Source organism: Azospirillum sp. B2RO_4 (assembly GCF_051124815.1).
Taxonomy (GTDB): Bacteria; Pseudomonadota; Alphaproteobacteria; order Azospirillales; family Azospirillaceae; genus Azospirillum.
This window is the reverse complement of the sequence record NZ_CP118485.1, coordinates 2,255,545-2,268,095: the sequence shown is the minus strand read 5'-3', so window position 1 is coordinate 2,268,095 and position 12,551 is coordinate 2,255,545. Positions and strand designations below refer to the sequence as shown.

At 69.1% G+C, this 12,551-nt stretch carries 13 protein-coding genes; 8 read left to right on the top strand and 5 right to left on the bottom strand.

From position 1 onward, the window contains the following. The first annotated feature begins 7 nt into the window (after positions 1 to 7). From PWS46_RS10815 to PWS46_RS10805, 3 genes are all read left to right on the top strand, one after another. Positions 8 to 1,984 (top strand): molybdopterin biosynthesis protein, encoded by a 1,977-nt coding sequence (locus PWS46_RS10815; protein WP_434614833.1) that lies wholly within the window; start codon positions 8 to 10, stop codon positions 1,982 to 1,984. A gap of 237 nt (positions 1,985 to 2,221) precedes the next feature. Then, positions 2,222 to 2,797 carry a sigma-70 family RNA polymerase sigma factor gene (locus tag PWS46_RS10810; protein WP_434614831.1) on the top strand — a complete coding sequence of 192 codons (576 nt, stop codon included), beginning with the start codon at positions 2,222 to 2,224 and terminating at the stop codon, positions 2,795 to 2,797. A 10-nt stretch (positions 2,798 to 2,807) separates the two neighbouring features. Further along, positions 2,808 to 3,479: a ChrR family anti-sigma-E factor gene (locus tag PWS46_RS10805; protein ID WP_434614828.1), complete on the top strand. Its 672-nt coding sequence runs from the start codon at positions 2,808 to 2,810 to the stop codon at positions 3,477 to 3,479. A gap of 49 nt (positions 3,480 to 3,528) precedes the next feature. Here PWS46_RS10805 and PWS46_RS10800 read toward each other — a convergent pair whose 3' ends face one another. The 3 genes from PWS46_RS10800 to cobS are packed head-to-tail and all read right to left on the bottom strand — an operon-like array spanning position 3,529 to position 5,547. Beyond that, on the bottom strand, positions 3,529 to 4,053 hold the full coding sequence (locus PWS46_RS10800) for a pyridoxamine 5'-phosphate oxidase family protein (protein ID WP_434614826.1): 525 nt from the start codon (positions 4,051 to 4,053) through the stop codon (positions 3,529 to 3,531). Between the two features lie 52 nt (positions 4,054 to 4,105). Next, on the bottom strand, positions 4,106 to 4,750 hold the full coding sequence (locus tag PWS46_RS10795) for a histidine phosphatase family protein (protein ID WP_434614823.1): 645 nt from the start codon (positions 4,748 to 4,750) through the stop codon (positions 4,106 to 4,108). Next, entirely contained in the window at positions 4,747 to 5,547 is an 801-nt protein-coding gene (gene cobS, locus PWS46_RS10790; RefSeq protein WP_434614821.1) for an adenosylcobinamide-GDP ribazoletransferase, read from the bottom strand. The genes PWS46_RS10795 and cobS overlap by 4 nt, the downstream gene beginning before the upstream one ends. Positions 5,548 to 5,861: 314 nt before the next feature. Between cobS and def the strand changes: the two genes are divergently transcribed. The 3 genes from def to truA are packed head-to-tail and all read left to right on the top strand — an operon-like array spanning position 5,862 to position 8,081. Next, positions 5,862 to 6,374 (top strand): peptide deformylase, encoded by a 513-nt coding sequence (gene def, locus PWS46_RS10785; RefSeq protein WP_109150857.1) that lies wholly within the window; start codon positions 5,862 to 5,864, stop codon positions 6,372 to 6,374. Between the two features lie 19 nt (positions 6,375 to 6,393). Beyond that, on the top strand, positions 6,394 to 7,338 hold the full coding sequence (gene fmt / locus PWS46_RS10780; protein WP_434614818.1) for a methionyl-tRNA formyltransferase: 945 nt from the start codon (positions 6,394 to 6,396) through the stop codon (positions 7,336 to 7,338). Positions 7,339 to 7,343: 5 nt separating this feature from the next. After that, positions 7,344 to 8,081 (top strand): tRNA pseudouridine(38-40) synthase TruA, encoded by a 738-nt coding sequence (gene truA, locus PWS46_RS10775; RefSeq protein ID WP_434614815.1) that lies wholly within the window; start codon positions 7,344 to 7,346, stop codon positions 8,079 to 8,081. Here truA and PWS46_RS10770 read toward each other — a convergent pair. Continuing rightward, positions 8,075 to 8,959 (bottom strand): LysR family transcriptional regulator, encoded by an 885-nt coding sequence (locus PWS46_RS10770; RefSeq protein WP_434614812.1) that lies wholly within the window; start codon positions 8,957 to 8,959, stop codon positions 8,075 to 8,077. The genes truA and PWS46_RS10770 overlap by 7 nt on opposite strands. Before the next feature lie 85 nt (positions 8,960 to 9,044). Here PWS46_RS10770 and PWS46_RS10765 point away from each other — a divergent pair, with 85 nt between their 5' ends. Further along, entirely contained in the window at positions 9,045 to 9,650 is a 606-nt protein-coding gene (locus PWS46_RS10765; RefSeq protein WP_434614809.1) for a cysteine hydrolase family protein, read from the top strand. Between the two features lie 39 nt (positions 9,651 to 9,689). On the opposite strand, the gene PWS46_RS10760 is transcribed toward PWS46_RS10765, so the two are convergent. Next, positions 9,690 to 11,300, bottom strand: a complete 1,611-nt coding sequence (locus tag PWS46_RS10760; protein ID WP_434614806.1) for an ABC transporter substrate-binding protein — start codon at positions 11,298 to 11,300, stop codon at positions 9,690 to 9,692. A 217-nt stretch (positions 11,301 to 11,517) separates the two neighbouring features. On the opposite strand from PWS46_RS10760, the gene PWS46_RS10755 reads away from it, so the two are divergent. Further along, a complete protein-coding gene (locus tag PWS46_RS10755; protein ID WP_434614804.1) occupies positions 11,518 to 12,537 on the top strand; it encodes an aspartate-semialdehyde dehydrogenase in 1,020 nt (339 codons plus the stop codon). The last annotated feature ends 14 nt before the right edge of the window (positions 12,538 to 12,551 follow it).

Genomic DNA, 12,551 nt, shown 5'->3' with positions numbered 1-12,551 from the left:
TTGCCGCGTGCACAGCTCCGACCGCAGCCGTGAGGACATCCGCCGTTTCGTCGCCCAGGCCGCCCGCCAGGACCAGTTCCTGGAGGTGGTCAGCGGGGAGGAGGCGCGCGCCCGTTTCCACCGCCATCTCGACCTGTCGCCGCGGGGGGAGGAGCGGGTGCCGCTGTCCGCCGCGTTGGGCCGCATCCTGTCCGCCGACGTGGTGGCGGAGGTCGACGTGCCCGGCTTCGACCGCTCGGTGGTCGACGGCTTCGCCGTGCGAGCCGCCGACACGGTGGGGGCGGCCGAGGATCGTCCGGTCGCCCTGCGCCTGAACGACGAGGTACTGGCGGCCGGCCATGCCCCCGAACTGACGGTGGAGCCCGGCACCGCCACCGTGATCGCCACCGGCGGCATGCTGCCGCGTGGCGCCGACGCCGTGGTGATGGTGGAGACGACCGAGGCGGCGGAGCGGCCCGACGGCCTGTTCGTCACTCTGACCCGTCCGGCGACGCCCGGTGCCTTCGTCGCCGCCGCCGGCTCCGACATCGGGCGGGGCGAGGTGGTGCTGCGCCGGGGCCAGTCGCTGACCTCGCGCGAGATCGGCGTGCTGGCCGCCATCGGGCTGGCCGAGGTGCCGGTGGTGCGCCGGCCGCGCGTCGCCATCCTGTCGACCGGCGACGAGATCGTGGCGCCCGGCCAGCCGATCCGCACCGGGGCGGTCTATGACAGCAACGGTGCCATCCTGGCCGCCGCGGTGGCCGAGTTGGGCGGCGAACCGGTGCCGCTGGGCATCGCGCCGGACGAGGACGCGGCGCTGGAGCGGCTGGTCGCCCAGGGGCTGGAATGCGACGCGTTGCTGCTGTCCGGCGGCACGTCGAAGGGGGCCGGCGACCGCTCCCACCGCATCGTGGCGCGGCTGTCCGATCCCGGCATCGTCGCCCACGGCGTGGCGCTGAAGCCGGGCAAGCCGCTGTGCCTCGCGGTGACCGGCGGCAAGCCGGTGGTGATCCTGCCGGGCTTCCCCACATCGGCCATGTTCACCTTCCACAGCTTCGTCGCGCCGGTGATCCGCGCCCTGGCCGGCCTGCCGCCGGCGCTTGCCGAAGAGGTGCCGGCCACCCTGCCGGTGCGGCTGGGGTCGGAGCGCGGACGTACCGAATATGTGATGGTCTCGCTGGTCCATGGAGCCAACGAGGACGAGCTGGCGGCTTATCCGCTGTCCAAGGGGTCGGGCGCGGTCACCGCCTTCAGCCATGCCGACGGCTTCCTGGCCATCGACGCCCAGGCGGAGGCGATGGAGGCCGGCACGCCGGTATCGGTCCAGCTGCTCGGCCGCTCCCTGTCGCCGGCCGACCTGATCGTGGTCGGCAGCCAGTGCATCGGGCTGAACGCTGTGGTCGGCCGGCTGATCGCCGAGGGGATGAGCGTCAAGGCGCTGAATGTCGGCTCGATGGGCGGGCTGGCGGCGGCGCGGCGCGGGGAGTGCGACATCGCCCCTGTCCATCTGATGGACCCCGCCACCGGCGCCTACAACACGCCCTTCCTGGCGCCGGGGCTGGATCTCGTCACCGGCTACCGCCGCATGCAGGGCATCGTCTTCCGCCGCGGCGACCCGCGGTTCGAGGGCAGGACGGCGGCGGAGGCGGTCGCAGCGGTCGCCGGTCTGGCCGACTGCATCCTGATCAACCGCAATGCCGGCAGCGGCACCCGCATCCTGACCGACCGGCTGCTGGGCGCGGCACGGCCGACCGGCTATTGGACACAGGCCAAGTCGCACAATGCGGTGGCCGTCGCGGTGGCGCAGAACCGCGCCGACTGGGGCGTCGCCATCGAAACCGCGGCGAACCTCTACGGACTGGGCTTCCTGCCGCTGCAGGAGGAGCATTACGACTTCGTCATCCCAACCGCCCGCCGCGACCGCCCGGCCGTCCGCCGCTTCGTCGAGGCGTTGGAAACGCCCGAGGTGGCGGAGGCCCTGCGCGCCATGGGCTTCATCAGATAGTCTCTGATCGAATCGTCCGGCAAATCCGAACAAAATGCCCCGTGTCGGGTTTTTTCGTGATCCGACGGTCGGGCGGTTGCGTACCGAAGGTCACGATGCGACATACAGCCCGGCGTGAAGACCCGCGGGATGCAGGATTGACGCAGGGTCCTTGAAAAAGGGGGCGCTGCCGCGAATTCCGGGAATGGGTGCCATCCCCGGCTTGTGCGGCGGCCGATGTTCCCCTTGAATGGGACCATGCAGGACCAGCACACCCCCGCGGCCGACACGGCCCCCAGCCTGGAATCCCTGCTCGTCGCCGTCGGGCGCGAGCGGGACAAACAGGCGTTCGGGGTGCTGTTCGGCCACTTCGCGCCGCGGCTGAAAACGTATCTGCGCCGGTTGGGATGCGATTCCGGTGCGGCGGAAGAGCTTGTTCAGGAGGTCATGCTGTTGGTCTGGCGTCGTGCCGAAACCTACGATCCGAGGCACGCCTCGGCCGGCACCTGGGTGTTCACCATCGCCCGCAACAAGCGAATCGATGTGCTGCGCCGCGAACAGCGGCCGGAGATCGATCCCGACGATCCCGCCCTCGTGCCCGAACCCGACGAGTCCGCCGACCGCCGGATCGAAGCGAAGGAAAGCAGCGGACGCCTGCGCGCCGCGCTGAAGGATCTGCCGCCGGAACAGGCCGAGCTTCTGCGCATGGCTTATTTCGAGGACAAGCCGCACAGCGTCATTTCCGCGGAGAACGGCATCCCGCTCGGCACCGTCAAATCGCGCCTGCGGCTGGCGATGGATCGCCTGCGCCGGTCGATGAAGGATGTCGGATGAGGCATTTCCGATGAACCGGCCGAGCCACCACCCCGGCGATACCCTGCTGATCGACTATGCCGGCGGCGCCCTGTGCGAGGGCGCTTCGCTGGCCGTCGCCACCCACATGGCCTTCTGCCCCGCCTGCCGCCACACGGTGGCGGAGATGGAGGCGATCGGCGGCGCCCTGCTGGACGATCTGGAGCCGGAACCGCTGTCCGACGGCTGCCTGGAAGCGCTGATGGCCCGCCTGGACCACGAGCGGCCGGCGCCCTGCCGTCCGGCGGTGAAGCCGTCGCCGGAACAGTCGCGCTATCCGGAACCGCTGCGCAGCTATCTGCGCGGGCGGCTCGACCGCGAGGGGCGGATCGGGGAAGGCGGTTGGCGCTTTCTTCAGCCGGGCATGCGCTGCATGGATTTGCTGTCGGGCCCGAACGGCACCACCCGGCTGATCCGCATGAAGGGCGGCGTCGGCGTGCCGCAGCACACCCATGGCGGCATCGAGCTGACCGTGGTGCTGGAGGGCGGCTTCTCCGACGAGTTCGGCGCCTTCCTGCCCGGCGATCTCGCCATCGGCGATCCGTCGCTGGTCCACCGGCCGGTGTCGGACCCGGAAGGCTGCCTGTGCCTCGCCACCACCATCGGCGGGCTGAGGCTGACCGGGCCGCTGGGGCGGTGGTTCAACCGTTTCGTGAAGTTCTGAAGACGAAATTCCGGGGGTGATGGGCGCCGGAGCGCCCATCGCACGCGCCTTACTGGAACGCGATCTTCGCGTTGTCGCCCGGATTCGGCGACTGGCCGGTCAGCTTCGCCTTCACATAGCCATAGGCGTAGACCATGGTGCTCGACGGGCTGTCCCAGTATTCGGCCTGATCGACCGACACCTTCAGCAGCGCCACCTCGGGATCGTCCGGACCCTGGGGGAACCAGGTGCTCATGATGTCGCGCCACAGGAAGCGGATCTTGTCGCGGTCGCGCACCACTTCGGCGACGCCGGAGACGGACACGTAATCCTGCTTGTCGGGGTTGGCGTAGGCGAGGTTGACGCGCCAGTGGCGGTCGATCTCGTCCACCTTTTCGGAATGGGCGCGGGTGAAGAACCACAAGGTTCCGTCTTCGAACCCCGCATGGGACAGCGTCGCCATCGGACGGGAGTTCATCCGGCCGTTGTCGTCCAGCGTCGTCATCATCGCGACCTGGACGCTCTTCATCATTTCCCAGAGCTTCTTGACTTCGCCCTGGTCCGGGTTATGGCCGGCGGTGGTGCTATGGACCATGGTCTGCCTCTCGTTCGGTAGCCCAACGGAGACTGGGGAACGCCCACCGGGGTCAGAATGTTCCGACCTGCCAATTCACTCCCCCGACAGACCAGGATCCTGTCCCGGCGTGATAGTGGTCGATCCGGGTCAGCGACCATGGGTCGATCCGCAGCCGCAGCGCCGCCTCCGGCGTGAGATCCAGCGCCAATGCCAGCGCGCCCCGGATGCTGCCGGCATGAATCACCGCAACCACATCGCGTCCGCCATGAAGGTCGGTCAGCCGCCGCAGCGCCGCCGCCGTGCGCTCCATCACCGTGGCGAAGCTCTCGCCGCCGGGCGGGGCGTGGCGGGCCGGGTTGCGCCAGAAGCGCGCCGCCGCCTCGGCATCGCGCAAGGCCGCGGTGTCGTGACTGATGCCCTCCCACTCGCCGAAATCCTGCTCGGCCAGCGCCGGCTCGACGACGGCGGTGTCGGCAAGCCGAGGGTTGCGGCTCCACAGCGCCTGGGCGGTCTGGCGGCTGCGGCGCAGCGGGCTGGTCAGCCACAGGGCGTCGGCGGGGAGGTTGGCCGCGAGCGCGGTGGCGGCGGCGCCGTTGCCGGTGTCGGCCTCGCGGTCGCTCGCCCCGCAGATCACGTTGTCGGGATTGTGGACAGGCGCATGGCGGATCAGCCACCAGCGGGTGACGGTCAGGGGGGTGAGGCTCACCGCGCTCATGCGACTGCTCCAAGGAAGGCCGAGAGGGTCAGCAGCACCGCGGCCTCCGCCACCTGCTGTGCTGCGCCGAAGACGTCGCCGGTGTGCCCGCCGATCTGCCGCCGGGCCAGCACCGCCACCGCGACCACCGCCAGGAGCGAGGCCGCCAGCGCCGGCAGGACCAAGCCGCGGAGGGCGACCGCCGCCAGCGCCGTGCCGGAGACGAGCGCCAGCAGCACCGTCGTCATCGCCGGGCGGCCCTGTGCCGCCGCCAGCCCGTCGCGCCGCGCCGGGGACAGGACGCGCGCCATCGCGGCCAGCCCACAGCGCGACAGGGCGCCGGCCGCAACCATCCCCGCGACCGCCGCCGGCACCGGCAGGGCGGCCAGCGCCGACGCACGGATGCCGATGGAGAAGACCAGCGCCAACACGCCATAGCTGCCGACCCGGCTGTCTCGCATGATCTCCAGCTTGCGTGCCAGATCGCGCCCGCCGCCGAAGCCGTCGGCGACGTCGGCCGCGCCATCCTCGTGCAGCCCGCCGGTCAGCCGCACGGTCGCCGCCAGCGCCAGCAGCGCGCAGGCCAACGGCGGCAGGTGAAGCAGTGCCGCCGCCGCAAAGACCGCCCCGCCCGCCAGTCCGACCAGCGCGCCGACAAGTGGAAACCATCCCATTGCCCGCGCCGACGCGCCCTCGGCCAACGAGCCGTTGAGCGGACCCAGCGGAGGAAAGGGCAGGCGGGTCAGGAACACCAGCGCCAGGGCGGCGTCCTGGGTCCAACTGGGCGGAGGGGGAGGGGCGGTGGTCGCGTCAGGCATGATCGGCATCGACTACGCCCAAGCGGCGTCCGGCGCAACCTCCTCCATTCCCTCTCCCGCCCCGGGAGAGGGAAGGGGCCCATGCGGAGCATGGGAAGGGTGAGGGGCATTCCAAGAAACCATGCGCTTCCGGATTCTTGGGTTACCCTTCACCCTCCCCACGCCTACGGCGCGGGTCCCCTACCTCTCCCGGGGCGGGAGAGGGCATGAAGCAGCGCATGGCAGCTTCGTTCGCACAGGTCCGATTCCTTGACCAAATCGGCCTGTCCGCCTACTTTGTCCGTTTGAACTCCCCCTACCAGCATCGAGTACCCATGGCCCGTCTTCCGATCCTCGTCGCCCCGCATCCGATCCTGAAGCGCAAGGCGCAACCCGTCGCCGAAGTGGATGCGCGCGTCGTCAAGCTGATGGACGACATGGTGGAGACCATGTACGACGCCAACGGCATCGGTCTGGCCGCCCCGCAGGTCGGCGTGCTCGACCGTGTCATCGTCGTCGACGTCCATGAGAAGGGCGAGCCGGCGAACCCGATGCGCCTCGCCAACCCGGAAATCGTCTGGTCGTCCGACGAGAAGTCGGTGTGCGAGGAAGGCTGCCTGTCGGTGCCGGAGCAGTATGCCGAGGTCACCCGTCCCCAGCGCATCCGCGTCCGCTATCTGGACGAAAAGAACCAGCAGCAGGAGATGGAGGCCGACGGCATGCTCGCCACCTGCATCCAGCATGAGATCGACCATCTGAACGGTGTCCTCTTCGTCGATTACCTGTCGATGCTGAAGCGGAACATCCTGCTGAAGAAGGTCCAGAAGATGCAGAAGGCGACGGCCTGATCCGCCTCGAACAGCTCCCATGACTCCGCTCCGTCTCGTCTTCATGGGCACGCCGGACTTCGCCGTGCCCAGCCTTGCCGCGCTGATCGAGGCGGGGCATCAGGTGGTCTGCGCCTACAGCCAGCCGCCTCGCCCGGCCGGCCGTGGTCAGCAGGTGCAGAAATCGCCCGTCCACCGCTTCGCCGAGGAGCACGGCATCCCCGTCCGCACGCCCAAGAGCCTGCGCAATGCCGAGGCGCAGGCGGAGTTCGCCGACCTCAAGGCCGACGTCGCGGTGGTCGCCGCCTATGGCCTGATCCTGCCGCAGCCGATCCTCGACGCGCCGCGGCTGGGTTGCGTCAACGTGCATGGCTCGCTGCTGCCGCGCTGGCGCGGGGCGGCGCCGATCCAGCGCTCCATCCTGGCCGGCGATGCCGAGACCGGAATCACCATCATGCAGATGGACATCGGCCTCGACACCGGGGCCATGCTGTCGAAGGAGGCGGTGGCGATCACCCCCGCCACCACCGCCAGCAGCCTGCATGACGAACTGGCCGCGCTCGGCGCCCGCATGATCGTTCCGGCGCTGGAAGGTCTGGCCGCCGGCACGCTGGCCGCGGTGCCGCAGCCGGAAGAGGGCGTCACCTACGCCGCCAAGCTGGCGCGCGAGGATGGCCGGCTCGACTGGACCCAGCCGGCGGATTACGTCGAGCGGCAGGTGCGGGCGCTGACGCCGTGGCCCGGCTGCTGGTTCGATGCGGCGAATGGCGAGCGCATCAAGGTGCTGGCCGCCGAACCTGCCGCTGGCACCGGCACGCCCGGTACATTGCTCGATGACCGGCTGACGGTCGCCTGCGCCGATGGTGCGGTGCGGCTGACCAAGGTACAGCGGCCGGGCAAGGCGCCGGTGGATGGCGCCGCCTTCCTGCGCGGCTTCGCGCTGGCGGTCGGGCAGCCGGTCTCCGCCGAGACCGTTGCGGACTGACCGCCGTGCAGCGCTGGAAACTGACCGTCGAGTATGACGGCCGTCCCTTCGTCGGCTGGCAGCGCCAGGACAACGGTCCCTCCGTCCAGCAGAGCCTGGAAGAGGCGGTGCAGCGCCTGTCGGGCGAGGTGGTGCGGGTCCATGGCTCCGGCCGTACCGACGCCGGGGTTCATGCGCTGGGGCAGGTCTGCCATTTCGACCTGGAAAAGCCCTTCACCGGCCTCAAGCTGCGCGACGCCCTGAACTTCCACCTGAAGCCGGCCCCTATCGCGGTACTGGAGGTGGAGGCGGTGGCCGAGGACTTCCATGCCCGCCTGACTTCCACCGGCCGCGCCTACGTCTACCGCATCGTCAACCGCCGGGCGCCGCTGGCACTCGACGCCGGCCGGGCATGGCACGTCACGCGCCCGCTGGACGCGGAGGCGATGCACGCAGCGGCGCAGGTGCTGGTCGGCCAGCATGACTTCACCAGCTTCCGCGCCGCGCTGTGTCAGGCGAAGTCGCCGGTGAAGACGCTCGACCGGCTGGATGTGGAGCGGCAGGGCGAGGAAATCCGCGTCCATGCCGCCGCGCGCTCCTTCCTGCACCATCAGGTCCGCAACATGGTCGGCACGCTGGAACTGGTCGGTGCCGGCAAATGGACTCCAGACGATGTCCGCCGCGCGCTGGAGGCCCGCGACCGCGCCAAGGCCGGGCCGACCTGCCCGCCGGACGGGCTGTATTTCATGGCGGCGCGTTACTGAGCGACGGCGCCTCCCGCCAACCGCTCCTTCCCGGTGGTGAAGACCGCCACCAGATGCTCGATTACCGTTCGCACCCGCGGCACCTCGCGGCGGTCGCGGTGGACGAGCAGCCACGCCTCGCGGGTCAGCGGCGGGCCGGGCAGCGGGCGGCGCTCCAGTCCCGGCACGCCGTCCGCCAGCATGCAGGGCAGGAAGGCGATGCCGAAGCCGGCGACCGCCGCGGCAAGCTGGCCCTGCACGCTGTTGGAGCGGAAGGCGACGCGCCGGCCGCCGCCATGACGGTCCAGCCACAGCGCCTCCGGCAACTCCGCCATCGACTCGTCATAGGCGATCAGCGTGTCGGGGGCGTCCGGTGCGGCATAGAGCCCATAGCCCAGCGTCGCCAGCCGCCGCCCGACCAAGTCGCCGCGCTGCGGACGGGCCAGCCGGATCGCCAGATCGGCCTCCCGCCGGGCGAGGCTGAGGGTGCGGTTGTCGACGAGGATTTCCAGGTCCAGGGACGGGTTGGCCGACCGCAGCGGCCCCAGCCGGGGGATCAGGAAGATGTCGGCCAGCGCCTGGGTCATCGTCAATCTGACGGTGCCGGTCAGCCCGGCGGCATTGCCCTCGCGGCGGCGGATCGCCTGTGCCCGCTCGTCCATCGCCTCGGCCAGGGCGCGGACGCTCTCGCCCTCCTGGGTCAGGACATAGCCGTCCGGGCGGCGCTCCATCAGGCTGCGGCCGAGCGTGGTCTCAAGTGCAGCCAGCCGGCGCCCCACCGTGGCGTGGCTCAGCCGAAGGCTGCGTGCCGCCGCAGACAGACTGCCGGCGCGCGCCAGTTCCAGGAAAACGCGCAGATCGTCCCAGTCGAGCGGGCCTGTGAATTTCTGAACAGTCATCGTGCAAGGATAACGGATGGCTGCGCATCGGTGAACGGGGCAGCATGGCCTCCATCACCATTCAACGACTGCGGAGCATTTCCCGATGACGACCCTTCCCGCCCGGACCCTGCGCCAGATCGTCGGCGCGCCGAGCACTCCCGCCCCGCTCGAGAAGGCGGTTCTGGTGCTGATCGATCTGCAGCGCGAATACACCGACGGTGCCCTGCGGCTGTCCGGCGTCGATGCGGCGGTGGAGCAGGCGGCGGCGCTGCTGGCCCTTGCCCGCGCCAACAGCGTGCCGGTGATCCACATCGTCCATCACACCGCGGCGGGTGCGCCGGTGTTCGACCCGACCGGGCCGATGGCGGAGATCGTCCCGGCGGTCGCCCCGCGCGCGGACGAGCCGGTGATCGTCAAGAAGCTTGCCAACGCCTTCGCCGGGACCGATCTGCAGACAGTGGCGCGCGATACCGGGCGGACGGAGATGATCGTCGCCGGCTTCATGACCCACAATTGCGTCAGCAGCACCGCGCGATCGGCGGTGGATCATGGCTGGCGGGTGACGGTCGTGGCGTCGGCCACCGCCACCCGCGACCTGCCGGACGGCAAGGGCGGCGTGGTGCCGGCGGCCGACATCCAGCGCGGCGTGCTGACCGGCCTGTCCGACAGCCTCGCCACCGTGGTCGAGGACGCGCGGGCCTGGGGGTGAGCAACAGGAGGGGGCGCGGTCGGCGCCCCCTGCGCATCCTTACTTCTTATCGGCCTTCCAGTAGTAGTTGGTGTCGAAGCTCGGACCCCAGACCAGGCCGCTGACGTTCTTGCGCTCCGCCACCATCTCCGTCTGCTGGAACATGATGACGAAGGGCGAGTCGGCCAGGACCGAGCGTTGCAGTTCCTCGTACATCTTGGCGCGCTTGGCGCTGTCGCGCTCCTCGACCGCGGCGGCGGTCTTCTTGGTCAGTTCCGGAATGTCCCAGGCGTTGCGCCAGGCCAGCGGCTTGGACTTGGCGTCGTCGCTGTTGTCCGGGTTGGAGGCGAAGGTGTCCGCGTTGGAGTTCGGATCCTGGTAATCCGCGCCCCACTGCTGGATCATCAGTTCATGGTTGCGGGCGCGGAACTTGGTCAGCACCTGCTTGCCGTCGCCGGGGATGATCTCGATCTTCACGCCGGCCTTGGCGGCGCTGGCCTGGATCGCCTGGGCCATGTCCTGGGTCGGGTTGGTGTTGCGCACGTCCATGCTGACGGTGAAGCCGTCGGGATAGCCGGCCTTCGCCAGCAGTTCCTTCGCCTTGGCCGGATCGTACTTGTAGGGGTTGTCGTTGACGGCGCCGAGGAAGCCCTTGGGCAGGAAGGCCTGATGGACGGCGCCGATGCCGTTCATGATCGAGCCGGCCATGCCGTCGTAATCGACCAGATACTTGAAGGCCTCGCGCACCTCGGGCTTGGCCAGGGCGGGGACCTTCTGGTTCAGGCTGAGATACCACAGCGTGCCCTTCGGCGCCTGGACCAGACGGATGGCGTCGCTGGACTTCAGCGGTTCGAACTGCTCCGGCTTCAGGTTGCGCGCGACGTCGACGTCACCCTTCTCCAGCAGCAGGCGCTGGGTCGCCGGTTCGGCGATGTGGCGGATCAGCACGCGCTTCAGCTTCGGCGCGCCGCGCCAGTATTTCGTGTTGGCGTCGAAGGTCAGCAGCTCGCTCGGCTTCCACTGTTTCAGGATGAAGGGGCCGGAGCCGGCGGAATTGGTCTTCAGCCAGCCGGCGCCGAAGTCGCCGTCCTTCTCCTTGCTCTTCACCAGCTTGGAATCGACGACCGACGCGACATCGGCGGTCAGGCAGTAGAGCACGAAGGTCGGCGCATAGGCCTTGTCGGTGGTGAAGACCAGCGTGTGCGGATCGGTGGCGCGCACCATCTGGTCGACATTGGCCGGGGTCAGGCCGAACTGGGTCAGGATGAAGGCCGGGCCCTTGTTCATCTTCACCGCGCGGGCGAAGGACCACGCCACGTCGTCGGCGGTCAGCGGGTTGCCGGAATGGAAATTGATGCCGTTGCGGATCTTGAAGGTGAAGGTCTTGCCGTCGGGCGACACGGTCCAGCTTTCGGCGACCTCGCCCTCGATCTTGCTGACGTCGTTGACGTCGAAATGGATCAGGCGGTCATAGACCTGTGCGCTGTATTCGGCGCCCGACAGCTCGAAGATCTCGCCGGGGTCGAGGCTGACGATGTCGTCGAACTGCCACGCCATCACCAGCGCATCCTTGGGCGTGGCGGCGTTGGCCGGGGCGGTGAGGCTGACGAGGGCGAGAGCGGCGGCGCCGAGAACGGTCTGGGCAATAAGGCCGCGCCTGAAGCTGGTCATCCGTGAAGTCTCCCTGGAGGCCCGTTCGGGCACTGTTGAGTGGGTGAATCTTCCTGCTGCCTTCCCCGGTATGTCAATCCGGCAGATTGGCCGTTTCCGCCCCGCCTGCCGTTTCCACCCGGGACGGGTTGCAATTCGTGGGGAAAGCGCCTAGCTCCTATCGCCCCCCGGCACCATTCTTGTATTCGCGGACATTCGGCAGAAGGAATCCACCGTCATGGGCTATACCGTCGCGGTCATCGGCGCCACCGGCAATGTCGGGCGCGAGATCCTGCAAACGCTGGCCGAGCGGAAGTTCCCGGCCGACAAGGTCATCGCGCTCGCCTCCGAAAAGTCGATCGGCCAGGAGGTGTCCTATGGCGAGGACGATATCCTCAAGGTCCAGGATTTGAACAAGTTCGACTTCCATGGCGTGGACATCGTGCTGTCGTCGCCCGGCGCCAAGGTCTCGGCCGTCCATGTGCCGCGCGCCGCCGCCGCCGGTGCCATGGTGATCGACAACACCTCGCACTTCCGCATGGACCCCGACGTGCCGCTGGTGGTGCCGGAGGTGAATCCGGAGGCGCTGGTCGGCTATCGCAAGCGCGGCATCATCGCCAACCCCAACTGCTCCACCATCCAGATGGCGGTGGCGCTGAAGCCGCTGCACGACCGTTACAGGATCCGCCGCGTCGTGGTGTCGACCTACCAGTCGGTGTCGGGCGCCGGCAAGGAGGCGATGGACGAGCTGTTCACCCAGACCCGCGCCATCTTCGTCAACGACCCCATCGCCAAGAGCGTCTTCCCCAAGCAGATCGCCTTCAACGTCATCCCCCAGATCGACGCCTTCATGGAGGACGGTTCCACCAGGGAAGAGTGGAAGATGATGGTGGAGACCAAGAAGATCCTCGATCCCAAGATCAAGGTCGCCGCCACCTGCGTCCGCGTGCCGACCTTCATCGGCCATGCCCTGTCGATCAACATCGAGACGGAGGAGCCGATCAGTGCGGAAGAGGCCCGCGTCATCCTGCGCGCCGCCCCCGGCGTTTCGGTGGTCGATCAGCAGACCAGCGACGGCTATGTCACGCCGGTCGAGGTCGCCGGCGACAACCCGGTCTTCGTCAGTCGCATCCGCGACGACTTCACGGTGGAGAACGGCCTGTCCTTCTGGTGCGTCGCCGACAACCTGCGCAAGGGCGCGGCGCTGAACGCCGTGCAGATCGCCGAGCTGCTGGTGCGGGATTACATGGTGGAGTGAAGGGGCGAGTGGGG

Bases quoted from the DNA above. Each gene is read 5' to 3' on its own strand.
- PWS46_RS10810 (WP_434614831.1), top strand. From the start codon at position 2,222: ATGCAGGACCAGCACACCCCCGCGGCCGACACGGCCCCCAGCCTGGAA.
- PWS46_RS10805 (WP_434614828.1), top strand. From the start codon at position 2,808: ATGAACCGGCCGAGCCACCACCCCGGCGATACCCTGCTGATCGACTAT.
- PWS46_RS10800 (WP_434614826.1), bottom strand. From the start codon at position 4,053: ATGGTCCATAGCACCACCGCCGGCCATAACCCGGACCAGGGCGAAGTC.
- PWS46_RS10795 (WP_434614823.1), bottom strand. From the start codon at position 4,750: ATGAGCGCGGTGAGCCTCACCCCCCTGACCGTCACCCGCTGGTGGCTG.
- cobS (WP_434614821.1), bottom strand. From the start codon at position 5,547: ATGCCTGACGCGACCACCGCCCCTCCCCCTCCGCCCAGTTGGACCCAG.
- def (WP_109150857.1), top strand. From the start codon at position 5,862: ATGGCCCGTCTTCCGATCCTCGTCGCCCCGCATCCGATCCTGAAGCGC.
- fmt (WP_434614818.1), top strand. From the start codon at position 6,394: ATGACTCCGCTCCGTCTCGTCTTCATGGGCACGCCGGACTTCGCCGTG.
- PWS46_RS10770 (WP_434614812.1), bottom strand. From the start codon at position 8,959: ATGACTGTTCAGAAATTCACAGGCCCGCTCGACTGGGACGATCTGCGC.
- PWS46_RS10765 (WP_434614809.1), top strand. From the start codon at position 9,045: ATGACGACCCTTCCCGCCCGGACCCTGCGCCAGATCGTCGGCGCGCCG.
- PWS46_RS10760 (WP_434614806.1), bottom strand. From the start codon at position 11,300: ATGACCAGCTTCAGGCGCGGCCTTATTGCCCAGACCGTTCTCGGCGCC.
- PWS46_RS10755 (WP_434614804.1), top strand. From the start codon at position 11,518: ATGGGCTATACCGTCGCGGTCATCGGCGCCACCGGCAATGTCGGGCGC.